Genomic DNA, 25,990 nt, shown 5'->3' with positions numbered 1-25,990 from the left:
GCGGGCGACATATACTTAGTGGAGGATGCAGGGGTTGAAGGTTTCATTACTGGAAGCACAAATGCTGTCAGATCTCAGTGTGGCAAGTGGTGGCAATACCGCAGCTTTGGTTGCTGGCCTTAGGGCTTATTTCCGTAGTGGTGCCACTGTGGAACTGAGCTGGAGACGCCGGCAGTTGAATCAACTGCGCAAGATGCTCAGTGAAAATGAATCCCGCTTTATTCAGGCCCTGGGTGAAGATTTACATAAGGCGCCACAAGAAGCTTATCTGACCGAGATTGCTTTCCTCTACGCTGATATCGAACATACTCTGAAACACTTGAAGCGCTGGGTTCGCCCTCGCAAAGTACCCTCCCCACTTTTGACCCAGCCCGCAAACAGTTACATCCAGCCGGAACCGCTTGGGGTGGTTCTGATTATTGGTGCCTGGAATTACCCTTTGCAGTTGTTGTTGTCGCCATTGGTTCCCGCGATTGCTGCGGGTAACTGCGCAGTTGTGAAACCCTCGGAGCTGGCTCCCAGTACCTCCCAATTGATTGCTGAACTGCTGCCACGTTACCTCGACCACGACGCTTTTGCCTGTGTTGAAGGCGCTGCGGCCGAGACCTCTAAGTTACTGGAGCAGCGCTGGGATCATATTATGTACACCGGTGGTGCTAGAGTCGGCAGGATTGTTATGGCGGCTGCAGTTGAGCACCTGACGCCGGTTACATTGGAGCTGGGGGGCAAGAGCCCCTGTATTGTGGCTGACGATGCCGATATTGAACTCGCCGCCCGCCGCATTGCTTGGGGAAAGTTTACCAATGCAGGGCAGACCTGTATCGCACCGGATTATGTGCTGTGCACCCGTCACACCGCCGATCTCCTGGTGCCTGCTATTCAGCAGGCGGTGACAAAAATGTTCGGAGAGGACCCGCAAAAGAGCTCGGACTACGGACGTATCGTCAATAGCCGGCATACCCTGCGCCTGGCAGATCTTCTCAGTGGTGGAGATGTTATTTATGGCGGTGAGGTAGATGCCGACAACCGCTATATAGCGCCGACACTGATGCGCTGCGTCGATCTCGAAGCTTCTGTGATGCAAGATGAGATCTTCGGGCCAATCCTGCCGGTAGTCGAACTGGATGACTTCGGAAAAGTGGAGGGATTTGTCAATCAGCGGGAAAAACCGCTGGCCCTGTATATTTTTACTAAAAGCGACAGCTTGGCCGAGCGGATTCTTTCCAGCTGCAGTTCCGGTAACGCCTGTGTGAATGACTGCATGATGTTTATGCTGGCCCAAGATCTGCCATTTGGTGGGGTGGGAGCCAGCGGTATGGGTTGTTATCACGGTGAACATGGCTTTAAAACTTTTAGCCACTATAAAGCGGTAATGAAGCGCAAAAATATTTTGGATGTTAATTTACGTTACGCCCCTTACAGCAAACGCAAATTCAGTTTGTTGAGAATGCTGCAGAAGTAGAAATACTGAGAAGTGTGACCAGCAGCGGGGATTTTACTGGTTTTTTGGGGGGCTGAATTGGTACATTCAGCAAAAATTATTTAGATAAAAATGCTATGCCCTCGGATCGTAATGACCTACCCACCAGTGCGGATGTTTTTTGTGCCGCGCAAACCATTGCTGACTCTGTCCACCGAACACCGCTAATTCGCTCCCAATTACTCGACCAAGTGGGGGGCGCTAACCTCTGGTTCAAGTGTGAACACCTACAGAAAGTAGGTGCCTTCAAAGCCCGCGGTGCCACCAATGCCCTTGCCAATCTACCCGCTGGAACTGAAGTGGTAGCGACTCACTCCTCGGGAAATCATGGTGCTGCTTTGGCCTGGGCTGCTGCTGAGCTGGGCCTACCCTGCATTGTGGTGATGCCCGAGACGGCGCCCAGGGCTAAGCGTGAGGCTGTACAGAGTTATGGCGCACAAATAATTATTTGTGGTCCTACCCAATCGGAGCGCGAGGCCGCACTGCAAACCGTAGTAGAGGAGACGGGGGCCCATGTGGTTCCGCCTTTTGACGATAGTCGTATTATCGCCGGGCAGGGTACCGTTGCTCTGGAAGTGGTGCAGCAATGCCGCGATCAGGGTTTTACTCCGGATGTACTCCTGGCACCCGTGGGGGGCGGGGGGCTACTCGCCGGAATTGGTTTGGCCATGGCAGCCCTGGCACCAGATGTCTTGGTAATTGGTGCGGAACCCGCTGGCGCAGATGACGCTCAGAGATCACTACGTGGTGGTGTGCATGTCACCACCCAGCAGCCGCAAACTATCGCAGATGGCCTGCGCACCACACTGGGGCGCAGAAATTACTCTGTAATTCGGCGCACGGTGCGAGATATTGTGACAGTTTCAGAAAATGGTATCGTGCGGGCAATGGAGCTGTTGTGGACGCGTACCAAGCAATTGGTTGAGCCCTCTGCGGCAGTTGGCCTGGCAGCTGTGCTAGAGCACAGCGCGCGCTTTCGCAATAAGAATGTTGCGATTGTCCTCACCGGCGGCAATATGGATTTGGACCGGGCTTCGAGCTTGTTGGCCGGAGCCGAAAAATAACTACAGGACGATTGAATATGAATTTAGGATTTGGCCGCTTTATTTACTGCAAACTCAGAGCGGGCCTGGTGGCATCGGCCCTTTTCCTGGCGGCAATGGCTGCACAAGCTGGGCAGCTGACGCTCACTTCCAGCTCATTAAAACCCGGTGGCAAAATGCCGCTGGCTCATGTGTACAGTGGATGTGGTGGAGAAAACCTCTCCCCCGAATTGAGCTGGAGCGGCGCCCCTGAAGGTACTAAAAGCTATGCGGTAATGGTTTACGACCCCGATGCGCCAACTGGCAGTGGCTGGTGGCACTGGGTGATGTTCAATATTCCCGCTGAGGTAACCAGTTTGCCAGAGGGCGCGGGCGACCTGAAAAATGGTTTGGTACCAGAGGCCGTTCAGGGGCGCAATGATTACGGCAACCCCGGTTATGGTGGCGCCTGTCCACCAAAGGGGCACGGCGATCATCGCTACCGTTTTCGAGTCTATGCCCTGAAAGTAGACTCACTGCCATTGGATGAGAACTCCTCCCCCGCTAAAGTGGGTTTCAATGTAAATGCCAATAAATTGGCGGAGGCCGAGCTCGAGGTTCTGTGGGGCCACTGAGCGCATCATTTCTAAATTGATGGCCAAGTGCGGGCTAGTTGCCCGCATTATTTTACCAAGGCCAATTATGGGGTTTAAGGGGAAAGGTTGAATATGTCGCAGCAGCAACTGACATGGGGGCAAGCCCTCGGTGCTTACCTTAAGCCTCGTGTACTCACCATGTTTTTTCTTGGCTTTTCTGCCGGCCTTCCGCTCTTATTGGTCTTCTCTACCCTGACCGCCTGGCTGAGAGATTTTGGTGTAAGCCGCACAGCTATTGGTTTCTTCGCTTGGGTGGGAATTACCTTTTCGATAAAAGTGCTTTGGGCCCCAATTATTGACCAACTACGATTGCCTTTTTTCACTGATAAGTTGGGTAAACGCCGCGGTTGGATGTTGGTATCTCAAGTGGGGATTGCTATCGGGCTAGTGGGTATGGCCAGCGTTAACCCGCAGCAATCACTGATGGAAGTAGCCCTGCTCGCTTTATGGGTTGCCTTCTGTTCGGCTTCGCAGGATGTGGCAATTGACGCATACCGAATAGAGGCCATGGATGAAGATTACCAGGGTGCTATGGCGGCTAACTACGTATTCGGTTACCGAGTCGCAATGCTGATTGCCGGAGCCGGGGCGTTATTTATTGCGGATGCTTTCAGCTGGTCAGGTGCTTATCTTGTGATGGCAGCCCTCATGGGGGTGGGAGTGATTACATGCTTGCTAGTCTCCGAGCCTGATCACAGCAAGGTGAACAAAGAGGCAGATAAGCTGCAAAGTGAGTGGGAAGAACGCCTGCTGGGGAAGGGGGAGCACAGCCGCCTGAAACAGTGGTTTATTCGAGCTGTAGTGTGCCCTTTTGTTGAATTCTTTCAGCGCAATGGTCGCTTTGCCCTCGTTTTATTGGTTTTTATCGGTATTTTCCGTCTCAGCGATATTGCGATGGGGATAATGGCGAATCCGTTTTATCTGGATTTGGGGTTCACCAAGACTGAAATCGCGGAAATCAGTAAACTATTTGGGTTTTTCTGTACCATTATCGGTTCCTTTCTCGGCGGGGTTTTAGTTGTTCGCTATGGTGTGCTGCGCCCATTAATACTCGGTGCAGTGATGGTGGCGTGTACCAATCTCTTGTTTGCTCAGCTTGCACTGATAGGACCGGACAAGGCGTGGCTCGCGTTGGTGATTAGTGCCGACAATATCAGTGGTGGTATGGCTAATGCTGTGCTCGTTGCTTACCTTTCCAGCCTGGCCAATAAGGCCTATACAGCCACCCAATATGCACTGTTCAGTTCACTCATGACACTGCCGGGTAAATTTATCAGTGGCTTCTCCGGTATCGTGGTGGATGCTCAGGGCTACGCCCAGTTCTTTATTTATGCGGCACTAATGGGGCTGCCGGCCATATTCCTTTCTATCTATTTTTGGCGGCGGGAGAGACGCGGCTGGAGTGAAGAACAGCCCCAGCCGGGTTAAGGGCTTATCGCGGCCATAGGGTGCCCCCTCTCTTTTCGTTTTCCTATCGAAGGCTTATCGATTTTCTTTTTGGCCACTGAACGTGGCCTTTAGCATTTTTGGTTACCAGCTATTTGTGCATTGGGTGACGGTAGTCACCGAGCATTTTTGTCAGCTTGTGTCTATGTTGGTGGAGGGGAAACCACTACCTCTCCTGTGCGCCGCTAATACTCCCCCCGCATTTGGGCTTTCCGCTGTGTTAGTGGGAGAACGCACATTTTCAATTGCAGAGTTAACGAATAAACGCGACAAACTATGTCCCACGAAACAGTCAGGGAAGCGGTATTTAACCGGAGAATGCTGATCTGTATCGGCACCGGCTTTTCCTCGGGGATGCCGCTGTTTGTGCTGATTCAGCTGGTACCCGCCTGGCTGAGAACTGAAGGGGTGGACCTGGCGACGATAGGCATCTTCTCCCTGTTGGGATTGCCCTATACCTGGAAGTTTATCTGGGCGCCGCTTATGGAGCGCTACGCGTTTCCAATACTGGGGCGCCGCCGGGGGTGGATGTTGGTGATGCAGCTGCTGCTGATCCTTTTTATTGGCGCATTGGGCATGTTCAATCCCCAGTTTAATATTTGGACGATCGCGGCCCTGTGTTTTGGCGTAGCCTTCTTTAGTGCAAGCCAGGATATTGTCCTGGATGCTTTTCGCCGGGAAATTCTACCGGACTGGGAGTTGGGGCTCGGTAACTCTTTTCATGCCAACGCATACCGGATTTCCGGCTTGGTGCCGGGCTCTCTCAGTTTGATTCTCTCGGATCATCTGGCCTGGGGACAGGTCTTCTGGGTGACGGCAGCTTTTATGCTGATCGCAGTTTTTATGACCCTGATGGTAGCTGAGCCGCAACACCCAGCGGAGCGGCCCAGGTCCTTGCGCGAAGCAATTGTCCTGCCTTTTGTAGAGTTCTTCGGTCGTAACGGTGTTAAGCATGCCATTTTAGTATTGGCATTTATGTTTCTTTACAAGCTGGGCGACAGTATGGCAACAGCCTTGGCGACACCTTACTACCTGGATATGGGCTACTCCAATACGGATATTGGTATTGTTGCTAAAAATGCTGGACTTTGGCCGGCGGTAATTGGCGGCTTTCTAGGCGGCCTGTTAATCGTACGTATCGGTATTAATAAGTGCCTGTGGATTTTTGGGGTTATTCAGCTTGTTTCGATCTTCGGCTTTATGATTCTGGCCCAAGCCAATGAGGGCTTGGTTGGCACCCCTGGCTTTAAGCCCAGCCTCTGGTTACTGGCAGTGGTGATTGCTTTTGAATACTTAGGGGTGGGGCTCGGGACAGCGGTGTTTATTGCCTTTATTGCTCGAACAACCAGTAAATTACACACTGCGACACAACTGGCACTTTTTACAGCATTGACCTCCCTGCCCAGAACTTTTGCCAATGCCTCCACGGGGTACTTGGTAGAGTCTATGGGATGGACCAACTTCTTCCTGTTGTGCGCAGCGCTTGCGGTGCCGGGGATGCTGTTACTCTTTGTCGTAGCCCCCTGGCGAGGCGAGGGCGAAGAGGCTTAATAGTGGCAAGATCATTCCATGACTGTGCAGAGGATGCCTGATTTAGGGCTTCCAGCGATATTTCGCCATATCTACCCGTCCCTGAAGAAAACTAACCCCTTCACTCTCCAGCCGTTCCCGCTGGCGAGAGGCTCCGGGCTCTGGCAGCGAGATTCGGCCCTGGGCATTAATCACCCTGTGCCAAGGAAGAGTAGTGTCCTTGGGTAACTTCCTCAGTTGTTGGCCCGCAAGTCGTGCAGCCCTGGGGAAGCCGGCCATTTCCGCCAGATCCCCATAGGTGACTACATGGCCACATGGGATTGAGGCCAGAACGCGGCATATTCTGGCAAGTGTATCGCTGGCTTGTTCTTTGCTCACAAAATTTCTCTGCTAAACCATTTACCGGAAGTTAGCTTCAGTTTGCCGCAATTGATGCCGAATAGGCTATAAATGAGCATCTAAAGAAGTCTTGCCCATGTATTGCCATGGGTAGTTGGGTAGTAACGGCGTGCCAGATTAATGACAGTTATGGCATTATTGCAGCTTGTTTTGTTTTTTTAGAACGGTTTTCACTGTTGGTTCACCCAGAAACTTTAAGGTCCTCCTGTGGTTCTATCGACACGCTTGTCTAGGTTTTTCACGCAAACTCTTCTCTGTCTGGCGTCTTTGCCACTCCATGCTGGTGTGCTCACCCTTGAGAATGGTGACCGTATTCAGGGAGAGTTGGTGCTGGTTGATAGCGAACAGGTAATTTGGAAGTCAGAAACTTTTGGCCAGGTCAAAGTCGATAAGTCCAAAGTCGTCTCTATGGATGTTGATACTGACTTGAAGATTGCCGGGCGCGATGAGCCCTGTACCCTGGCGGGGCACCGGCAGGAGCAGTGGGAAGTCTACTGCGCAGAGGGAGATGGTTGGTTAATTGATTTCCCTGGAGTCGAGCGGGCAGAGCCGTATCCGCACTTTGTCAGTAACCCACTGACTTTCAAAGGCAACGTGAGTGCTGGGGGTGTCTTTGAATCTGGTAACCGTGAGCGAAAAGACCTGGATACCAAACTCAATTTGGATGTTCGTCATGGGGATTTTCATCATCTGATAGGAGCTCTCTACCAGAACCAAGATAGTGAAGATGATGGTGCCCTGGAAAAATACCAGCTGGCCTATGACTTGCGCTGGATTTTCGCAGAAAAGTGGTTTGCCGAGGCAAACACTGAGTGGGAGCATGAAGAGGCGCGCAACTTGGATTTGGGGACCACTATGGGTCTCGGTCTTGGTTACCTATTCTACGATACAGACAAGACTGCATTTTCACTGGCAGGTGGTGTCAGTAGCCTGCAGGAAGATTTTATCGATACCGAGTTGAGTGAAGACCAGGACGACCAATATGTGGCGGGTCGAATTAAGCTAGATTATCGCTATAAATTTTCCCTGGGTCCGGAAATTTACTTTAACCAGGAAACCCTACAGTCTTTTGATCATAGCGATGATTACCAAGCAAATGCCGAATTGGGTGTACGCACGCCATTGGTTGAAGGCGTATTGATGGAAATCGGCTATCAGTGGCAGTACGACAACACACCATCACTCGAGAGTGAAAAAGAGGATACCAAGCTAACCGTGGGTGTCGGTTATGAATGGTAGTATCTTGCTGGCAACCTGCTTTTAAGAAGGTTGCCAAGGCACAGCAGCAATAAAATTTAAAAATAAGGAGTTCATCATGCAGATTGCCGGCAGCATAGTGGCGATTACTGGCGCAGGCCAGGGTTTGGGGCGAGCAATGGGGGAATACCTGGCTGCACGCGGAGCCCGGCTGGCATTGATTGATGTCAATGAGGAAGGCCTCAAGCAGAGCGCTGCCGCTTGTGAAAAGCATGGCGCCGAGGTTCGTAGCTATATTATCAATGTTGCCAGTGAAGAAGAGGTAGATAAGGGCTTCCTGCAAATTGCCGAAGATTTTGGTGGCCTGCAGGTGCTGATCAATAATGCCGGAATTATGCGCGATGGCATGTTGTTGAAATGCAAAGAGGGCAAAGTTACCGATCGTATGTCTCTGGCCCAGTGGCAGTCTGTTATTGATGTGAATCTGACAGGTGTCTTTCTTTGTGGCCGAGCGGCAGCGGGCATTATGGCGGAGAGTGGCAAGGGCGGGGTGATGGTTAATATCTCCAGCCTTTCCCGAGCAGGTAATATGGGGCAGACCAACTACTCTGCCAGCAAGGCGGGTGTTGCCGCTATGACCGTAACCTGGGCCCGTGAACTGGCTCGCTACGGTGTGCGGGTAGCTGCAATTGCTCCAGGTTTTATTGGCACTGATATGGTTGCACAGATGCGCCCGGAAATCCTGGAAAGTCTGGTTAAGCAAGTGCCATTGAGACGCCTGGGTGAGCAAGAGGAAATTGCCTCAACCGTGGCGTTTATTCTGGAGAATGATTATCTAACTGGTCGAGTTCTGGATATCGATGGTGGTGCACGTATTTAATAATTAAGCAGTGCGCGATCAGAAGAGGGTGAACTTTGTTCGCCCTTTTTTATTTCCCTTTCAGTAATGACTCTAAGGTTTATCTATCTCTTCCTTGCATATCGCGTGTTGAGAGTCTTTCGATAAAACAGGTATACAAATAAGGAGATAATGAGCCAGGCCAGGATGGATGCCACTTCGTGAAATACGGTTTGCTCTAAAGATAAGTGAAAATCCCGCATCACAAAGCCTTTGATTAGTGCCGACCAGGCATACAACATCTTGCACATATGCAGGGCCCACCATGGTCGGCCTGTTATTTGTGGTCGGAAAAAAAACGTATAGACATCGAGTCCAACAAAAAACAGCATTAACGCGGATGGAGCCAAGTAAATGTTGGCATAATTGGGGTGTTTACCAATATCGTAAAGAAAAACCTGGAAATAGAAGACCGCGACCCAGGCAGCTATAGCAGCCAATACCCAATCGATAATATTGGAAGTGATTCTGCCATCATTAGAGTGCTTGATTCTCGGCCATATTCTGTAAGCAGAAAATATGGAGTAGCTGAATATACTGATCAATCCCAGTAATAAAAGGTCTGGGTGGGTATTGTAGACATAGGCAATATCGATCTGGTACTTGGGAATATCTGCCTTGAGATGCGGGATGATGTAAGGGTTGAATAGCATCAGCAGGGCACTGATGGAAAAGATAATGGCAATCAACAATGAGCTGAGACCACCGATCCGATGGTAACGGCTGCCCTTCTTCATCAGAAGAGTTAATGGGATAGTAATGAATGTTAAGATTATGGCTGCAACCGTATGAACCTCTATAAATAGATTTAGTCCTTCAGGGGTTGTGAATAGATAATGCATTTAGTAAAGACCTGGCGGCAGCAAGTATTAATAAGGCTTACAGGCAAATGGCGATAGTTAATGGATTTGATTATCAGGAGAAAGGTCTGGGGAAGCTTTGATAGAAGTAGAGCTTAATCGCTGCTACCAATTGCTCCCCCAGACTTTTGGAACTCTCAATGTTGGAAGAATTTGAAGTCTTTAATCAAAAATTTCTTGAACTAGCAAATTCTCTCCACACCGCCAACCCTATTTTTTGAGAGCATCCATTGCCAGAGCTGTACTCTGCGAACTCTAAATGTAGCGGCGCAGAACAACAGGTAATAGCGCCACATACGATAAAAGCGTCTGCCGTAACGATCGGCAAAGCGCGGCCAATTTTCCTCGAAATTTTTATGCCATGCCATCAGGGTTTTATCGTAGTCAGGCCCAAAGTTATGCAGATCTTCAAGTGTGAGAAGGTCTTGGGCTGCCTTGGTTATCTGCGTTGCAGCCGGTATTTCCCCATTGGGGAAAATGTATTTTTCAATCCATGGATCGGTATTGGCTGGTCTTGCTTTACCGATAGTATGGAGCAGTAAAGTTCCATCTTTCTTTAGGCAGCGTTTAGCCACTTCCATAAAAGCTCGATGATTTTTACGCCCAACATGTTCAAACATTCCGACACTGGCAATACGGTCGAAAGGCTCATCAAGCATTCGGTAATCCTGTAGGGAGACGGTAATCGGTAGGTTGGCATAGCGTTCGGAAACATAGGCTCTTTGTTCGCGGGAGATCGTTACTCCGACACACTCTACCTGGTATTTCTGGGCGGCATAGCCGATCAGGCTCCCCCAGCCACAACCGATATCCAATAGACGCATCCCAGGTTCTAGTTGCAGCTTACGGCAGATAAGGTCGAGCTTGGCTTCTTGAGCTTCGTCCAGGGTTTGAGCATCCTTCCAATAACCGCAACTATAGGTAAGGCGGTTATCGAGCATACCTGTATAAAACTCGTTTCCGAGATCGTAATGGTGCTCACCAACCTCGAAGGCGCGACGACGGCTTTGCAGGTTGATTAAGAAACTGCGCAGGTAGCGCCAAGCATAGCGCCACGTCTTTGCATGGCGGCCAAGGTCGGCTTCCAGAATTTTGTACACAAATTGGTCCAGCGCTTGGACATCCCAATCTCCGCGCATATAAGTCTCACCGAGCCCCATACTGTGACGAGCGACAATCTCGTCTAGGGCCTCCTCGCGGTGGACTTGTATATCCCAGGGCCTATCACCATTCACCTGGATGTCGGCCTCGGCTAATATTTCGTCTACCAAGTGGCGACTGCGGCCAATGGCCGGCACTTCTATGGTGTCCTGCTGCTCGCTTGCCATCAAAGCCTCCCTCTCTCCTAGTTGCTGTGGGTTGATTGAGGCGCCCTTGAATAATTTGCCTCCCCACTCCATTTACTTCAGCATATTGAAAAACCTTGATCGTCCCAGCTTCGTAGAGCTGGTTTATTAGGAATTCCCTCAATGCGCCCATTACTGCTTCTATTTATAGTCCTACCTGTACTTGAAATGTGGGTTTTAATCACCGTAGGGAGAGAAATCGGCGCCTTGCCCACGATTGGATTGGTATTTTTAACCGCTATTGTTGGCGTAACCCTGTTGCGGCGGCAGGGCATATCGACACTAATGCGGGCTCAGGAGAAGATGCGAACAGGCGATATACCTGCTCAGGAGATGGTTGAAGGAATCTTTCTTGCTGTGGGCGGGGCATTGTTGCTCACTCCTGGATTTATCACCGATGCCCTCGGATTTGCTTGCCTGATACCGGGTTTACGCCAACTGCTACTGGGGAGACTGGTGCGTCATATCACCATTGTGCGGCCTGGTGACCCCCGCAGCTCGGACCCCAACCAACGCGGTCCAGATATTATCGAGGGGGAATTTTCTCGGGATGAGCGAAAACCTATGGATCAGGTAGATCACAAACATCATAAAGACTGAACTGGTTAAATAGTGCACTATTTTGTGCTTCACCCGGCACTTTTGTAGTTTTTTTATTGAAGAGTGTTGAAATCCATTCTCGCGCCCATAGATAGGGTTCAACTGAGAATTAAGCCCCGCCTCTGGGAATCAGAGAGGGGTGAGGTTACCGGCCCATAAAGCCAGTGCCGCCGATGTTGAAAACCTTAAAAAAACGACTCAATGGAGAACTTATCCATGAAAATTCGTCCTTTACACGACCGCGTCGTAGTACGCCGTAAGGAAGAAGAAGCGATGTCAGCTGGCGGTATCGTGCTGCCAGGCGCTGCCAAAGAAAAGCCGAACCAAGGTGAAGTGGTAGCCGTGGGTGAGGGCAAGCAGCTGGACAATGGCGATGTTCGCGCACTGTCTGTGAAGGTGGGTGACACTGTTGTTTTCGGTCGCTATGCCGACAGCAATACCCTCAAGGTGGACGGCGAAGAACTGATCATCATGAGCGAAGGTGACATCTACGGCGTGTTGGAAGGCTAAGAAAAGCCTTTAACTTTACTCGCAAAAAGAATTTGAGGAATAAGAATCATGGCAGCTAAAGACGTAATTTTTGGTGACGACGCTCGTCAGAAAATGCTGAAAGGCGTAAACATCCTGGCAGACGCCGTTAAAACTACCCTGGGCCCTAAAGGCCGCAACGTAGTTCTGGACAAGTCCTTCGGCGCACCTACCGTAACCAAAGACGGTGTTTCCGTAGCAAAAGAAATCGAACTGAAAGACAAGTTCGAAAACATGGGCGCGCAGATGGTGAAGGAAGTTGCTTCCAAAGCTTCTGACACTGCCGGTGACGGCACCACCACCGCTACCGTTCTGGCCCAGGCTATCGTAACCGAAGGTCTGAAATCCGTAGCCGCTGGCTTTAACCCGATGGATTTGAAGCGCGGTATCGACAAAGCGGTAACCGCAGCGGTCAACCACATCGCTGGTCTGTCCACTCCTTGTGCAGACACCAAGTCTATCGCTCAGGTAGGTACTATCTCCGCTAACAGCGACGAGAGCGTTGGTACCATCATCGCCGAAGCCATGGAAAAAGTGGGCAAAGAAGGCGTTATCACTGTTGAAGAAGGTTCTGGCCTGGAAAACGAGCTGGACGTAGTAGAAGGTATGCAGTTCGACCGCGGCTACCTGTCTCCTTACTTCATCACCAACCAAGAAAACATGACTGCTGAGTTGGATAGCCCTTTCATCCTGCTGGTAGACAAGAAAATCTCCAACATCCGCGACCTGCTGCCCCTGCTGGAGCAAGTAGCTAAGGCTTCCAAGCCGCTGCTGATCATCGCTGAAGACGTAGAAGGCGAAGCGCTGGCAACTCTGGTTGTAAACAGCATGCGCGGCATCGTTAAAGTTGCTGCTGTTAAAGCTCCTGGCTTCGGCGACCGTCGTAAAGCCATGCTGCAGGACATCGCTATCCTAACTGGCGGCACCGTAATTTCTGAAGAAGTTGGTCTGGAGCTGGAAGGCACTACTCTGGAGCACCTGGGTACTGCTAAGCGTGTAACCCTGTCCAAAGAAAACACTGTAATCGTTGATGGCGCTGGTGATGTTAAAGACATCGAAGCTCGCGTTGGCCAGATCCGTGCACAGATCGAAGAGTCCTCTTCCGACTACGACAAAGAGAAGCTGCAAGAGCGCGTAGCCAAACTGGCTGGCGGTGTTGCAGTAATCAAAGTAGGCGCCGCTACTGAAGTGGAAATGAAAGAGAAGAAAGCTCGCGTAGAAGACGCTCTGCACGCTACCCGCGCTGCAGTAGAGGAAGGCGTAGTACCTGGCGGTGGTACCGCTCTGGTTCGCGCTACTCAGGCTATCTCTGTAACTGGTGACAACGAAGACCAGAACCACGGCATCGCTGCAGCCCTGCGCGCTATGGAAATGCCTCTGCGTCAAATCGTTGCCAACGCTGGTGATGAAGCTTCTGTAGTTGTTGATAAGATCAAGCAAGGCGAAGGCAACTTCGGTTACAACGCTGCTACCGGCGAATACGGTGACATGCTGGAAATGGGCATCCTGGACCCTGCTAAAGTAACCCGTTCTGCACTGCAAGCGGCAGCTTCTATTGCTGGTCTGATGATCACCACCGAAGCTATGGTTGCTGAGATCCCGGAAGACAAGCCGGCTGCTCCTGACATGAGCGGTATGGGTGGCATGGGCGGTATGGGCGGCATGATGTAAGCCGGCCTAACAGCCTATCTAAAAAGCCCCGCAATTGCGGGGCTTTTTTTTGTCCAGAACAAAATGCTAGATAGCTGCTGTGACGAGTCGAAGCATGCCTGGATATTCCCAATGATGGTTAGACTTGGGAAAAGTTTATGGACTCAATGTGAGTGCCTTTGCTTGTTGTGCAAGTAACTTTGCTGTTTCTTCGGGAATACCCGTGATGGGAGGAGTATTTAACTGCGATAAGCCTACTAGATGGAAAGCAAAGACTAGAGAAGATAGATAGACACCCTTACGGTTGGGATGGCTTCCATCATGAGTGTAAAGGTCGATGTTTTTATCTAAAGAGTGAATTGCCTCCCACGCAAGGCCGACTGGAACGATTTCTGAGAATGTTGTTTTAGCCATATTTTGGTAGCCTTCTAGCAGACGAGTTTGCATTTTGCTGCGAGTATCGTCAGGAATATTTTGAATATCTCCATGTTTGCGTCCCCAGGTTAGAAAGAGCAGAGGGGTGGCTCCGGCTTTTCGAATCTCATCCGTCAGTTTTTTCGCGTAAGGGTAAATCTCTTTTCGTCTCTGTTCTTCAGGAAAAGATGGAAGCTGGCTCTGTTCCTGAAGCACTACATAGTCCCATTTTCTCTCATGAATAGCTTCTAACGTCTCTTCAGACTCAGAATGTTTTCGCAAGGTCCATCCACCTGGGGTTAAGGATCTATAGGTGATTTATGTCCCATTAATTTCAGCGATTGACTGGATCATTGTAGGAAGCGGGCGAGTGTAGCTATTACCAATAAAAAGCACGGAGAGAATTTTCTGGTGTTCTTGATCAGTTTGCGTCTTTTGCGCTACTAATAAAAAAGTTCCTACCGCTAATAGAGAGATAAGAAGAAGTATTTTAAGTTTTAAATAACTTTCGGATTTTTTCATTATTTCAAGCTTTCAAATGGGTCAATTGCTGCTTAGATTAAGTTAACTCTCGGCTTATTTCTGTGCAGTGCGTTTAAGATCTATATCCTTATTTGGTGAAACAGGTAATTGAGGAGATAACTCTTTCTTTTGAAAATAATCCTTTTATTTTTTTTGTTTATTACCTTCTGAATTGTAACAAGGATGATGAATGTAGGTCGGCAAAGACTCGATATATATGTATTTAATACTAATTTTGAGGAGAAACATTACATATATTTAATGTTCAGTCCAGCAAAGGGTTAGCATGTCCTTTTAGACTTCCCTTTCAGTAAATGGGAGGAAAGAGCAGATATGTTGTTATCAAAAGGTAATCTTGTACTAGCTGCCTGTCTTGCAGTACTAGGCTGCAAGGATTCGGGGGGCTCTGGAGAGGGTCAGGCGTTAGAATCCAGGAGTTCGCAAGTAGACTTAAGCCAAGCGTCGGCTGGTTTTTTTGCGCACTATACCCGTGTCAACTCAATAGATATTCCGGAAAAGATCACAGGGCCTTATGCTGACATCATTGTGAACCTTGAAGGGAAAGGTAAGCTTGTTTTTGCTCGTGATCATAGTTACCGGCCTGTCTGGCATTTTGGAAACAATTCTAATCCTGTAGCGCATTTGGCTGATATTTCGAGTGATGCCAATACTCGCTTTGATAAATCAAATGACTTTTCTTATGTTCGTATCTTAGAGCAGTCAGATGAAAAGGTTGTTATTCATTGGCGTTACTTTCCGAAAGCTAATGCGAAAATGGGACGAGATCCCGAAGGGGTAGTCCATGAGATTTATACGATTACTCGAGATGGCAATGTAACCAGGTTATACCGGCCAGGCACTGATACCATCACAGACTGGGATGTGCGTAGAGGGGCCATTATTCAGACTATGCGTCTCACGGAAAAAGGCATAGCTGATGTACAAAATAAGTCTGGAGAGCTACAGGCAGATGTGTCTCAGGGTAATGGAAATGCGATAGTCAATTATACTCCCCCTGGCTTGCCAGTGGCTCATTGGAAGTTTGATGAGGGTAAGGGCACGAGTACTGTTGAGAGCTTGAAATCAGCAACTGGATATATTGACAGCCACGGAGGTGATTGGGTCGCTGGTGTGTCTGGTTCGGCCCTTTTTTTTGACGGTTATAGATCAGCAGTGGTGGTCGCGCAGGATGAGGCCCCCATATTTAAGGAGGCTCTTTCCATTGAAGCCTGGATTAATCTAGCCGCTTATCCATGGAATAATGCCCCTATCATTCACCAATCAGATAATATGGGAAATGAGGGGTATTATTTTGGAGTAAGTTCTGACGGTAAACTCCTTTTTACGGTAAATGGAAAAACTTTAATCTCTGATAGCGTAATCCCAGTGAATCAGTGGGTTCATGTTGGTGTTTCTGCAGAAAAGAATTTATCACTCTATATCAATGGTGTTTTAGATAAAAGTCAATCTTATGATGTCAATCTTTCGACTCCAGATATGCCAATGATTGTGGGGATGAATAATTCACCTTTACCGGCAACCGATGGGGTTCGGGAGAGTGAATTAAATGAATTCAATCACTTCTCCAGTATATTCGGTATTGAGGGGGCAATAGACGAGATTGCCATCTATAAACACTCTCTGACATCTAAAGATTTTTATGATAGTTACAATGGTTTTTTATTAGCACAAAAGAAAGCTCCAGATCCTAGTTTTACAAAGCGGCAATTGCCAGATCTGGAAAAATACCCTCAGAAGTTTGGTGGGATTTATACAAAGTTAGACTTTCATGATGCTTGGGATAACCTATGGAGGGTTACTAACAACGAAGATATTGTAGTCCGGTTCGATAATAAGCCGATTAGCTATGTATATTGGCGAGGAACATCACACGGCATGAACTTGGTGACGGATAATCGGTGGATGTCTGATCAAAGTGTGGAGTTAGTAATTCCAGATCCAGATGATCCTGAAACTCCAGCTTCAGTCAATCCAATTGTTTCTTTGGCTGAACACATGTCTGATAAGGCGGCTCTACGAACCCATGTTCGCATGATTGAAAATACTCCTGCACGGGTTAAGGTTCACTGGCGTTATGCTGCTGCAGATGTATTTGATTTACTCGTTATGGATACTGCTTATATTGATGAGGTGCATACAATTTATCCCGATGGGGTGGCAATCCGGGATGTTTTTTACCATCCTGCAGCTGATGAAGGTGGAGTAGAATTTTACCAGGACTTCCAATGGTTACTAGGACCTGGTCAAAAGGCTGAGGACTTCCTGAATTATAATGCAGTTTCGATTGCAGGGCTTAAGGGGGACTCCTCTGATATAATTTATCCTATATCCTTAGATAGACCTAATGATGGAGTGGACCCCAGCCCTTTGCCCGGTAATATTGCGGTGCTCAATAGCCAAACAAACTGGAAGGTCTTTGGAGTAAGTCAGGCTGGTGGTTTTTTTCCCTCTGCTAATGAGGAGAGTTCAGAGCATATAGATTTCCTGGGAGGTATTTTTCCGTTTGCAGGCCCTTGGAATCATTGGCCAATAGCTCAAATTCCTTCCGATGGTCGATTCTCCGTTGCCAATGATAGAGTTTCTCACTTTGCGGTTGGTAATCTAGAGGCCTTTGAATATGGTTCTGGATCTATGATGTATGGATTTACTCAGGGAACACCGGTTGATTTACAAGACTTGGCAAGTTCATGGATTTCTCCACCTGTAATAGATGCGGTTCAAGGTGTTAAGGACAATGCAATTACTTTTATCACAGATGAAAGAGCCTATAGCCTGACATCAGATGGGGTATCAGGAGATATTTCTTTGCTGGTGAAAGCTAATGATAGTAGTCCTTTGGTAAACCCATCACTAATTATTCGCCAATGGGGAACAAGTAAAACTCCGAAAGTAAAATTCAATGGCAAAGCACTATCCGATGTAAAATTGGGTATTATCAGAGATACTGATGGATCTCAGACTTTGATTGTATGGTTGCCTGTAACGGCGACTATGGATTCATCCATTGAAATTATTCGTGATTCTGTTGGTGAGAGTTGACCTTCTTGTTGGCTGTTATATTTTAAGAATAAGCAGAATTGCCATACTATAGTATGGCAATTCTGCTTTGTAAGTGGAAATTAACTATAAATAATTTTTTATTTTCCTCTTACGGATAAACACTCAATATAATTTAGTGGGCTTGCTTTCTTGAGAATTTAAAGGATGGGCGGAATGTGGTTCTGTGATTGATGGGATATCTATCTGTATCTTTAATCCATTGCAGTTAGCTAAATGAATCTTGGCTTTGTGTAAATTGCAAACAGCTAAAACAAGACTTAATCCAAGCCCGTTGCCTTTTGTATGCCTATGCGATTCCAACCGGTAGAATCGTTCAAAGACCTTTTTTTGATCATCTTCTGGAATTCCTGGACCGTTATCGTGTAGCTGCAGACGAAGATAATCTCTACCCTGCTGAGATTGGGCTGAAAGCCTAATATCCAGAATGCCACTTCCTGGTGCGTACTTAATTATATTATCAAATAGATTTGCAATAGACTGAGACCATTGGTTTTTATCCCCAAAAATCATATGCTGCTCATCATCTAAAGTGATGGATGGAAGTATTCCCTGATCATGAAAAGTCGGTTCATAGACTTCTATTAGGGTTTTAAGGAGTTTGTGTAGTGAAAAGTGTCGAAATTCTGACCTTTTCGTTCCTTGCTCAATTTGTGAGATCCTGAGTAATGCATTAAAGCACTCTATGATCTTGTCATTTTCATTAATAATGGCTTCGATGGTATCTTTATCTGGTTTTTCTATATGCAATAATAGTTCTAGCTGGCCTCGTAGCCGAGAAAGTGGGGACTTTAGGTCATGGGCAATGTTGTCGGAAACCTGCTTTATCCCCATCATCAACTGTTGAATTTTGTCCAGCATTGTATTGATATGTATAGATAATTGATCATAGTCTCCGCCATTACTATTATATGGGATCCGTCTGTCCAGATCGCCAGACATAATTTGGCGGCATACTTTGTTGATCTCGCTTATTCTTCTGACTGATTGCCTAGATACAAGATATCCACAAATTAGACTAATAATTGTAGTGATCAAAAGCCCATAAAAAATAGCTGAGTTAAGGTTTTTCAATAAGTGAAATTCTTGGGTGAAATCCCTTCCCAGTATGAGTTCTCCTCCATCACTAAGTTGAGAAGATTTTGCTAGGCATATGTGTTGTTCATGTTCTTGAGAAAATGTAGAGTCTGGATTGTAGGTTGCTGTGTATGTAGACTTATAATTCGTGCTTTGTGGGGAAGTTCCTTCGATATTGCTGAGTATAATATTTCCCTTTCTATCCTGAAGCTGTACACAGAGGTCCTCTGTATCTAAAAAATACTCAGTTTCAATATAATATTTTGTAAGTAGTGTTGTATCTATGTGACGTTTTTTATGATATTGGGGCCAATGGCTAAATCGTTCATCAGTAATCTGGTCTACATAATCGTGAAAATCTTCGGGAAATTCGCTGTTAAGCAGATACCAGATTAAGTTGGCGGGAATCTTTTCTAGAGGGGGATTTATGTCCTCTCCCAGTGCAAATAATCGCCCTTGAATAGCAAGTTTCTCTTGCTGGCTTAAGCTGCTTTTACTTAAAAGGTTTTTGAAATGGTGTGTGTAATCGCTAGTAAATTTTGATGGTGAAGCGTGGTTGTTAATAAAATTTCTAGGTTTTACATTTTGGAAGTTTGGGAAAAGGTCGGGGTGAAAAAACTCTAGGTCATTGATTGCCGCAATAGATTCTTTTGTTATATTTTCAACTTTATGAAATGTTGGATGTGTCAAGGATTGCTTTGTGAGTAAATAGATGCTTGCCAGTGAAATACTGGAGCTAAGACAGACGCAGCTGAATGTAATAATTGCCAGTCTGAAACTAGAGCTTTTATGTAGCTTAATTTTTTTCATGAAGGACATAACCGGCCCCCCTTACTGTGTGAATAAGAGGCCTATCCTGGGATTGGTCAACTTTCTTCCTCAGTCTGCTTACGTGTACTTCTACTACATTGGTCTTGGGGTCAAAATGAAGGTCCCAGACTTGCTCCAAAAGCATTGTTTTTGTAATAATTTGACCTTCATGTCTCATAAGATATTCTAGGAGTTTGAATTCTTGGGTTAATAGCTCAATACTACGGCCTCTGCGTTGTGCCTTTCTTGTTAAGAGATTGAGCTCAAGGTCTGAAACAATAAGGGATTCATAGGTATTGGACTGAGGTTGGCGCCTACCAATGACTTCGACTCTGGCTAAAAGCTCCGCAAAAGAAAAAGGTTTGGAAAGGTAGTCATCACATCCACTACGTAAACCTTCAACGCGATGGTCAACGTCTCCGAGGTTACTTAGCATTAAAACCGGTGTAGTGATTTCCATTCCCCTCAGGGACCTTAATAGCTTTAGCCCATCCATACCAGGAAGCATTCGGTCAAGGATGATTGCATCAAAATTTTCGGTGCTAGCTTGAATTAATCCTGTTTTTCCATCATGACATAGCTCTACACTATGCCCTTCCTGGTTGAGGCCCTTGTGAAGATAATGGCTTAATTTGATGTCGTCTTCTATTATAAAAATTCGCATATATCTTTAGCTGGTAAATAGTTTTGGTTGCCAGTTACTTGTTGATCGAGTTCTTTAAATTGATTTTTTAATTTTTTTATTTATCTCAGGCTAAGTCATGTGTGCATGGTGAATATTAAAGGGTAACTAAATGTTGCCAGGAACTTTCAGCCTTTTAGACATGAACAAAATTAATTTAAAAGTGATAAATACTATTTTTACACCACGCTGAAGGGGTGGGAGTAGTGAAGCCTTTCTAGATTTTTGCATGTGGAGAACACTAGCAAAAAAACAGTTGTTAGGCTAAAACTGCGTCTTAAATTGTGTGTTAAGTGTGCTTCATGCCCCTTGTAATAGCAATGCTATATAAATCAAGTACCAAGAGAATACCCTGTTGTTTAAGCCCAGACTGGTGTAATCAATGCATGAATGTTAGAACGTTGGGTTCACGGAGTCACAGTATATGACTCAATTGAGGTAGAGGTTCTTACTCTCCAGAGTGAACAGTGACGCGACCATAAAGTCACAGCATCAAAAATAACAAGCAACGGTAGCCTGAATACACTGAATTTTAATAGGTATGATATGTACGAGGGCAATGGTCACCGCCAGTGAAAGCTAACCTAGGAAATTATTCCGTCTTTACCCAAAAGTAGCATCTCTCAATTTCTGGGGTTGCGATTTCAATACCCTTAATACGAGAAACGAGATCTCGAGCTTATTTCAACGTTTCTGAAAAAATCTTAGATAAGTTGAAACTATCCCTTTGAGCGATGGCATGTTTGGATAGCCAACCGGCACAATCGGATTCTTGGTTGGCGTCTTTAGTATATATACTGATTCTAAGATTAACACTTGGGAGACAATTTGATGGAAGCGGCACTTATCACAGGAGCCTCTGGTGGTATTGGTCTGGAGTTGGCCAAGATACATGCGGCTAAAGGTGGCAACCTGGTTCTGGTTGCTCGGTCTGAGGGGAAGCTTTTATCACTCAAGCAGCAGTTGGAGAAAGAGTTTGGTGTCCAAGCAATGGTAATTGCTGAAGATCTATCTGACCCGTTGTCCGCACAGAGAATTTTTGAGCGAACCCAAGGTGAGAATGTGGAGGTTGGTACCCTGATCAACAATGCGGGTTTTGGTGGTCATGGCCTTTTTCATCAGCGGGACTTGGAAGCTGAGCAGAGTATGATGCAGGTAAATATGATTTCCCTTACCAATCTCACCCATCTGTATTTAAAGGGTATGGTTGCCCGAAATAGCGGGCATATCCTTAATGTCTCATCTACAGCCTCTTTTATTCCCGGCCCTTTACAGGCGGTTTACTACGCAACTAAAGCCTATGTAACTTCATTCAGCCAGGCACTGGCTGAGGAGCTGAACGGCACAGGTGTGACAGTAACCGCTTTGTGCCCCGGCGCTGTTGCAACAGGATTCGTCGCGGCAGGTGATCTTCAGGGTGTCGATATTTGGAAGAATGCCCGTTCAGCTGAGTCTGTTGCCAGATGTGGTTATCAGGCCATGGAGCGTGGCGATCTAGTTGCTTTCAATGAGACGCGGCTAAAGTTGTTTCTGAATTGGATAATGCCTTTATTGCCTCGTAAAATGCTACTGAAGTTTTCCCGTCAGACGATGGAAAAGTCTTAATTGTAGGAAGGCCCGGTAATGATCAGGCGTGCAGCTAAATTTTTGGTACCTCCCAGCTGGAAGTTGATATTACACGATATGAATATCGATACAGCGCTGGCTCTGGCCTATGCCGGGTTACCTGCGGATTTATTACAGCGGGAGTCTGTGACACTGACTCCGGTGGAATATTTCCGCTTCTGGTGTGGTATTGACCAGGCTTCGAAGGATAAGCCACTGCCGCTCTTGTTGGCAGAGCATCTTACGGCTGAAACATTTGATCCCCCTGTGTTTGCGAGCCTTTGCAGTGAAAACCTGAATCAAGCTTTATTGCGGATACAGCAGTACAAACCATTGATTGGACCAATGGAATTGCACTTGGATATTACTGATAAGTACACAAGGCTTAATTTAGAGTGCTATGGCAGTGATGAAATTATCCCCACAGCTTTGGGATTGAGTGAATTAATTTTCTATATCCGCCTGGCTCGATTAGGAACCCGGGATAAAATTCAACCTTTGGAATTGGCTCTACCGCAGTTACCGGAAGATCAAGTGCCTTATCAGAAGTTCTTTGGTTGCTCAATTAAGAAATCAGACCGGGTGAGAATTTGCTTCTCAGCACAAGATGCACAAAAACCGTTTCTGACTGCCAATGCCCGTATGTGGGATTTCTTTGAAGGTAAATTGAGTCAACAGCTAAAGGATCTGGGCAGCGAAGCCACAATGGGAGAGCGGGTCGGGTCCGTGTTAATGGAGTTATTGCCAGCTGGTGAGAGCTCTATTGAGGCTGTATCTGAGCGTTTAATGATCAGCAAAAGAACTTTACAGAGAAAACTTGGGGAGGAAAATCACACTTTTCAGTCTGTCTTACAGGAGATTAGGGTAAGTTTGGCTGATCACTATCTCTCTAAGTCTAATCTCCATCTGGGAGAAATTTCCTTTATGCTAGGGTTTAAGGAGCCTAATTCATTTATACGCGCTTACCGAGGATGGAAAGGGGTGACACCTCTTCAATATCGGAATTCGATTTATTGATTATATTTATCTTTGGTTTTAGTGCAGCTACTAGATTGAAGGTAAATCATACTGGGCCCTAGCAGTGTAGTTAAATATGCTTCTTCATGGTCAGTATAAAGGCGTAGGCCTATTTAAATACTCTACTATAAGGCCAGTTGGGAGTTTGGGGCGGATAGCTAGGTAATCTCAATATAAGTTAGGATACTTTCTCTTAAAATTATTCACGGCCTCAATGGTGTAAGGAGTGGCAACTCCTACTTTACGGCCTAATTTAATAATAAAACCATTCAAATAGGAAAGCTCAGTAACTTTATTTTCTCTAGCATCCTGGTAGGTTGACGTGTAATGATCCAAACTTTTGGCTTGTTGGGTGAGTTTTTTCCACATCTCTTGTTTGTCTTGATTGATCTCAATTTCTTTTGAGAGAACTTCGTAGGATTCATAAAGTACATTTTTCATGTGCTTGGTTATTTTGTCGTCTGAAAAAAGCTCCCTGAGGGTTCTTGAATAGGTGGCTGAAAATATATTTGTTGTGCAATTGAAGATAGTCTTTTCAACACGATGCTGTACTATGTTACTGGTTGTTCTGGTCTCGATAAGTGAGTTTTTGAATAGCTGTAGTAAGCTTTCTGAATATTTGTCATTTCCAACGAGGAATCCAGAGCCTTTAGTATGCTTCAGTTTGTTGTTGCTCAGATTGAAGCCGTCATATACCAAAACGCTCGTGAAGTTTTTCTGATAAGTGTGTTCAAACTCTGAGATATCAAAAAGGCAGTTTTGTAAAAGAATAATAATTTTTGATTTTGGGCTTTTCTTGCTTAAATTGTTGAAATTTTTCTTTAGGTCATAGATTTTGCATGTTAAAAAAACAAAGTCATAGGATGATTGTGCGCTGATCTCTTTTGAGGTGGGCGGGAAGTCATATCTCTTAGAGTTGATGAGGAGATATTCTCCAATTCTATCCGCTTTTCTACCGATGACATCTACATGATAGTTTGCTCGGAAAAATTTTGCCGCTAGGTATGATCCAATGGAACCTGCTCCGAGTATTAATATTTTTCCTTTTTTCATAAGGTTGGTTCAGGATTTTCTTGTTACCTATTTGGCTGGTCGATCTGCAAAAATAATCCCATTATCTGGGTTTACTTCCAGGGCTCGGAGCTCGCCCTGGTAAACTGCTTGAATCTTCCAGCGCCCCCCCACGAAGCGCATACTGGTTATAGGCTTAAATCCAAGACTGTAGAGTTTTGACCTAATAGTCGATGGATCTAGAGCAATAACCGAAGGCGTTGCTCCGTAAAGATCGGGGCTATCGTAGATTGGGGCGGGTTTGTTAGGGTCTATCCCTGGGGGAATGGGGTTTGTCAAATTACTAACGAGCATGACCGTTACAATAAAACTCACGCGAGGCTCCACACTACAACCAAGCCATGTTTTTAGTGTGGACAGTGGATGATCATTACGCCAGTGATTTTAATTAAATGTTTAAATGAATCGAAAATAATAACCCGGCGTATGGGTTCGCCGGGTTATTATTTTTACATGCGGTTATGCTTTCCAGTACCCAATTTTATCGGGTCATCTTAAGCATAAGGTTCAATAGTTTATTGGAAAGTTTTCCATAGGGTGGGCGCATTAATTTCAATAGGTCGATTGGTCCCTGTTGGTAGATGGGGCGCAATTTGGAGAAGGTAAGGAAGCCTTCGTAACCGTGGTAATGACCCATGCCACTTTCCCCAACCCCGCCAAATGGAATATCGTGCTGTCCAACATGTAATACACAGTTATTTATCGACACACCGCCAGACATAATTTGCTCAATATAGCGATTTTGCAGGTTCTTATCGTTCGTGTAGGGATAAATTGCCAGTGGTCGTGGCTGAGCATTGATATAGTCAATGACTTCTTCAGGCCTTGAATAGGTCATAATTGGCAGAAGCGGGCCAAAAATTTCCCGCTGCATAGCCAGCATGTCCCGATTTACGTTGATTAATAGATGGGGAGGGAACTTTCGCAGGCTGTCATTTCGTTTGAGTTCTCCGGCACTCAGGTCGTAAACCTTAGCCCCCTTATCGACGGCATCATCCAGTGTTTTCCACAGGCGCTGGTAGGCTGCGTTGTCAATAATGGAGGTATAGTCAGGGCTCTGCCAGTTGGGGAAGTGCTTTTTTATTACCCGCTTGGCATGCTCAATAAAGGTATCCAGTTGGTTCTCAGGGATGAAGAGATAATCTACATTGACACATATTTGCCCGGCATTGACCATTTTCCAGTGGATCAGACGCTCCGCTGCTTTTTCGATGGGAAAATCTGGGGCGATGATAGCGGGGGACTTCCCTCCAAGCTCTAGCGTGACTGGAGTCAGGTTTTCTGCAGCGGAGCGCATCACGGCCCGCCCAGTAGTGCTGGAGCCGGTAAAAATTAGGTGGTCAAATTTTAGGCTGGAAAATAGTGGACCTATTTCACCATAGTCAGCAATAAAAGAGAGTTTCTCCTCTGGAAAATACTTGGGGCTAACCTCCTTTAACAACTCGGCAAGCCGACAGGAGTTGGTAGACATCTTTACCATCGCGTGATTGCCTGCGGCAAAGATATTGGTTAGAGGTGAAAAGCTAAGGTTAATGGGGAAGTTCCACGGCACTATTACCCCAACTACTCCCAGGGGTTGAGGTACTACAGTATTTTTTGACAGGGGGTAGGCTTTGAAGTCGATATGGCGCCGCCTGGGCTTCATCCATTTCTTGATGTTCTTTATGGCATCCTTGATGCCGGAAAGGGCAGGGTATATCTCCAATAGCAGGGTTTCTTCCCGCGAGCGATTACCGTAGTCACAGCATATGGCTTCAATGATGGCTTCCTGCTGTTCACGCAGCATTCGTGCCAGGGTTTTTAGATCTTGAACACGCTGCTGATAGCTGGGAACAGGGTTGGCGTGATGGGCTCGGCGCTGGTTGTCTAGCTGGTTCTGGAGTAGCGCCTTGTCTGCATCCTGCCGAGTAAGCGTCTGGATGGTCATTTTATTATCCTTTGGCGTTTGTCTTAGACCAGACTAACGCATTCATCCTCGCGGTGCTTGACCAATTACGTCAGTGAATAGACATAATCACTGTGGTTACGTGAGTTGCCACCACATTGGTAAAAACTGTGATGAATTCAGGCCCTCCCCGGAGTATCCCTAATCTGGGGAGGGG

The 25,990-nt window shown here is 46.7% G+C and carries 23 protein-coding genes; 13 read left to right on the top strand and 10 right to left on the bottom strand.

Features of this window, described 5'->3' with window-relative positions:
* Positions 1 to 34: 34 nt before the first annotated feature.
* The 5 genes from ACJJIT_RS14470 (at position 35) to ACJJIT_RS14450 (ending at position 6,155) form a co-directional block, all read left to right on the top strand.
* A complete protein-coding gene (locus ACJJIT_RS14470) occupies positions 35 to 1,462 on the top strand; it encodes an aldehyde dehydrogenase family protein (protein ID WP_444898846.1) in 1,428 nt (475 codons plus the stop codon).
* Positions 1,463 to 1,557: 95 nt separating this feature from the next.
* Positions 1,558 to 2,544: a threonine ammonia-lyase gene (locus ACJJIT_RS14465; RefSeq protein ID WP_444898845.1), complete on the top strand. Its 987-nt coding sequence runs from the start codon at positions 1,558 to 1,560 to the stop codon at positions 2,542 to 2,544.
* Positions 2,545 to 2,561: 17 nt separating this feature from the next.
* Entirely contained in the window at positions 2,562 to 3,137 is a 576-nt protein-coding gene (locus tag ACJJIT_RS14460) for a YbhB/YbcL family Raf kinase inhibitor-like protein (RefSeq protein WP_444885770.1), read from the top strand.
* A 93-nt stretch (positions 3,138 to 3,230) separates the two neighbouring features.
* A complete protein-coding gene (locus ACJJIT_RS14455) occupies positions 3,231 to 4,586 on the top strand; it encodes an AmpG family muropeptide MFS transporter (protein ID WP_444888298.1) in 1,356 nt (451 codons plus the stop codon).
* A 294-nt stretch (positions 4,587 to 4,880) separates the two neighbouring features.
* On the top strand, positions 4,881 to 6,155 hold the full coding sequence (locus tag ACJJIT_RS14450; protein WP_252084960.1) for an AmpG family muropeptide MFS transporter: 1,275 nt from the start codon (positions 4,881 to 4,883) through the stop codon (positions 6,153 to 6,155).
* A gap of 42 nt (positions 6,156 to 6,197) precedes the next feature.
* On the opposite strand, the gene ACJJIT_RS14445 is transcribed toward ACJJIT_RS14450, so the two are convergent.
* Entirely contained in the window at positions 6,198 to 6,512 is a 315-nt protein-coding gene (locus tag ACJJIT_RS14445; protein ID WP_444898844.1) for an MGMT family protein, read from the bottom strand.
* Between the two features lie 288 nt (positions 6,513 to 6,800).
* Here ACJJIT_RS14445 and ACJJIT_RS14440 point away from each other — a divergent pair, with 288 nt between their 5' ends.
* Positions 6,801 to 7,772 (top strand): DUF481 domain-containing protein, encoded by a 972-nt coding sequence (locus ACJJIT_RS14440; RefSeq protein WP_444898843.1) that lies wholly within the window; start codon positions 6,801 to 6,803, stop codon positions 7,770 to 7,772.
* Positions 7,773 to 7,848: 76 nt separating this feature from the next.
* Positions 7,849 to 8,610, top strand: a complete 762-nt coding sequence (locus tag ACJJIT_RS14435; RefSeq protein WP_444885765.1) for an SDR family oxidoreductase — start codon at positions 7,849 to 7,851, stop codon at positions 8,608 to 8,610.
* A gap of 83 nt (positions 8,611 to 8,693) precedes the next feature.
* Here ACJJIT_RS14435 and ACJJIT_RS14430 read toward each other — a convergent pair whose 3' ends face one another.
* On the bottom strand, positions 8,694 to 9,365 hold the full coding sequence (locus ACJJIT_RS14430) for a hypothetical protein (protein ID WP_444898842.1): 672 nt from the start codon (positions 9,363 to 9,365) through the stop codon (positions 8,694 to 8,696).
* A gap of 305 nt (positions 9,366 to 9,670) precedes the next feature.
* The gene (cfa, locus tag ACJJIT_RS14425) at positions 9,671 to 10,816 is read right to left on the bottom strand and encodes a cyclopropane fatty acyl phospholipid synthase (protein WP_252084965.1); all 1,146 of its coding nucleotides are present in this window, start codon (positions 10,814 to 10,816) and stop codon (positions 9,671 to 9,673) included.
* Positions 10,817 to 10,957: 141 nt separating this feature from the next.
* On the opposite strand from cfa, the gene ACJJIT_RS14420 reads away from it, so the two are divergent.
* The 3 genes from ACJJIT_RS14420 to groL all read left to right on the top strand — a co-directional run bounded on the left by ACJJIT_RS14420 (position 10,958) and on the right by groL (position 13,633).
* A complete protein-coding gene (locus ACJJIT_RS14420; RefSeq protein ID WP_444885763.1) occupies positions 10,958 to 11,434 on the top strand; it encodes an FxsA family protein in 477 nt (158 codons plus the stop codon).
* Between the two features lie 216 nt (positions 11,435 to 11,650).
* Positions 11,651 to 11,944, top strand: coding sequence for a co-chaperone GroES (locus ACJJIT_RS14415; RefSeq protein ID WP_152452204.1), 294 nt, complete (start codon positions 11,651 to 11,653; stop codon positions 11,942 to 11,944).
* A gap of 48 nt (positions 11,945 to 11,992) precedes the next feature.
* On the top strand, positions 11,993 to 13,633 hold the full coding sequence (gene groL, locus ACJJIT_RS14410; RefSeq protein ID WP_252084967.1) for a chaperonin GroEL: 1,641 nt from the start codon (positions 11,993 to 11,995) through the stop codon (positions 13,631 to 13,633).
* A 135-nt stretch (positions 13,634 to 13,768) separates the two neighbouring features.
* Here groL and ACJJIT_RS14405 read toward each other — a convergent pair whose 3' ends face one another.
* Positions 13,769 to 14,308, bottom strand: coding sequence for a DUF4886 domain-containing protein (locus ACJJIT_RS14405; RefSeq protein ID WP_444898841.1), 540 nt, complete (start codon positions 14,306 to 14,308; stop codon positions 13,769 to 13,771).
* 36 nt (positions 14,309 to 14,344) lie between these two features.
* Positions 14,345 to 14,548 (bottom strand): hypothetical protein, encoded by a 204-nt coding sequence (locus ACJJIT_RS14400; protein ID WP_444898840.1) that lies wholly within the window; start codon positions 14,546 to 14,548, stop codon positions 14,345 to 14,347.
* A 333-nt stretch (positions 14,549 to 14,881) separates the two neighbouring features.
* Between ACJJIT_RS14400 and ACJJIT_RS14395 the strand changes: the two genes are divergently transcribed.
* The gene (locus ACJJIT_RS14395; protein ID WP_444898839.1) at positions 14,882 to 17,608 is read left to right on the top strand and encodes a LamG domain-containing protein; all 2,727 of its coding nucleotides are present in this window, start codon (positions 14,882 to 14,884) and stop codon (positions 17,606 to 17,608) included.
* A gap of 123 nt (positions 17,609 to 17,731) precedes the next feature.
* Here ACJJIT_RS14395 and ACJJIT_RS14390 read toward each other — a convergent pair whose 3' ends face one another.
* Entirely contained in the window at positions 17,732 to 19,522 is a 1,791-nt protein-coding gene (locus ACJJIT_RS14390) for an ATP-binding protein (protein WP_444898838.1), read from the bottom strand.
* Positions 19,500 to 20,177: a winged helix-turn-helix domain-containing protein gene (locus ACJJIT_RS14385; RefSeq protein ID WP_444898837.1), complete on the bottom strand. Its 678-nt coding sequence runs from the start codon at positions 20,175 to 20,177 to the stop codon at positions 19,500 to 19,502. Before ACJJIT_RS14385 ends, ACJJIT_RS14390 begins: the two co-directional genes overlap by 23 nt.
* An 849-nt stretch (positions 20,178 to 21,026) precedes the next feature.
* Here ACJJIT_RS14385 and ACJJIT_RS14380 point away from each other — a divergent pair.
* Together ACJJIT_RS14380 and ACJJIT_RS14375 are read left to right on the top strand one after the other, a co-directional pair.
* On the top strand, positions 21,027 to 21,800 hold the full coding sequence (locus ACJJIT_RS14380; protein WP_444898836.1) for an SDR family NAD(P)-dependent oxidoreductase: 774 nt from the start codon (positions 21,027 to 21,029) through the stop codon (positions 21,798 to 21,800).
* Between the two features lie 18 nt (positions 21,801 to 21,818).
* Positions 21,819 to 22,817, top strand: coding sequence for an AraC family transcriptional regulator ligand-binding domain-containing protein (locus ACJJIT_RS14375; protein WP_444898835.1), 999 nt, complete (start codon positions 21,819 to 21,821; stop codon positions 22,815 to 22,817).
* Positions 22,818 to 22,985: 168 nt separating this feature from the next.
* Here ACJJIT_RS14375 and ACJJIT_RS14370 read toward each other — a convergent pair whose 3' ends face one another.
* From ACJJIT_RS14370 to ACJJIT_RS14360, 3 genes are all read right to left on the bottom strand, one after another.
* On the bottom strand, positions 22,986 to 23,870 hold the full coding sequence (locus ACJJIT_RS14370) for a ketopantoate reductase family protein (RefSeq protein ID WP_444898834.1): 885 nt from the start codon (positions 23,868 to 23,870) through the stop codon (positions 22,986 to 22,988).
* A 27-nt stretch (positions 23,871 to 23,897) separates the two neighbouring features.
* Positions 23,898 to 24,203: a hypothetical protein gene (locus tag ACJJIT_RS14365; protein ID WP_444898833.1), complete on the bottom strand. Its 306-nt coding sequence runs from the start codon at positions 24,201 to 24,203 to the stop codon at positions 23,898 to 23,900.
* Between the two features lie 166 nt (positions 24,204 to 24,369).
* Positions 24,370 to 25,815: a coniferyl aldehyde dehydrogenase gene (locus ACJJIT_RS14360; RefSeq protein ID WP_252084976.1), complete on the bottom strand. Its 1,446-nt coding sequence runs from the start codon at positions 25,813 to 25,815 to the stop codon at positions 24,370 to 24,372.
* Positions 25,816 to 25,990 lie beyond the last annotated feature (175 nt).

The organism is Microbulbifer mixtoriginis (SeqCode) (assembly GCF_052467515.1).
This window is presented reverse-complemented; position numbering and strand designations above follow the sequence as displayed.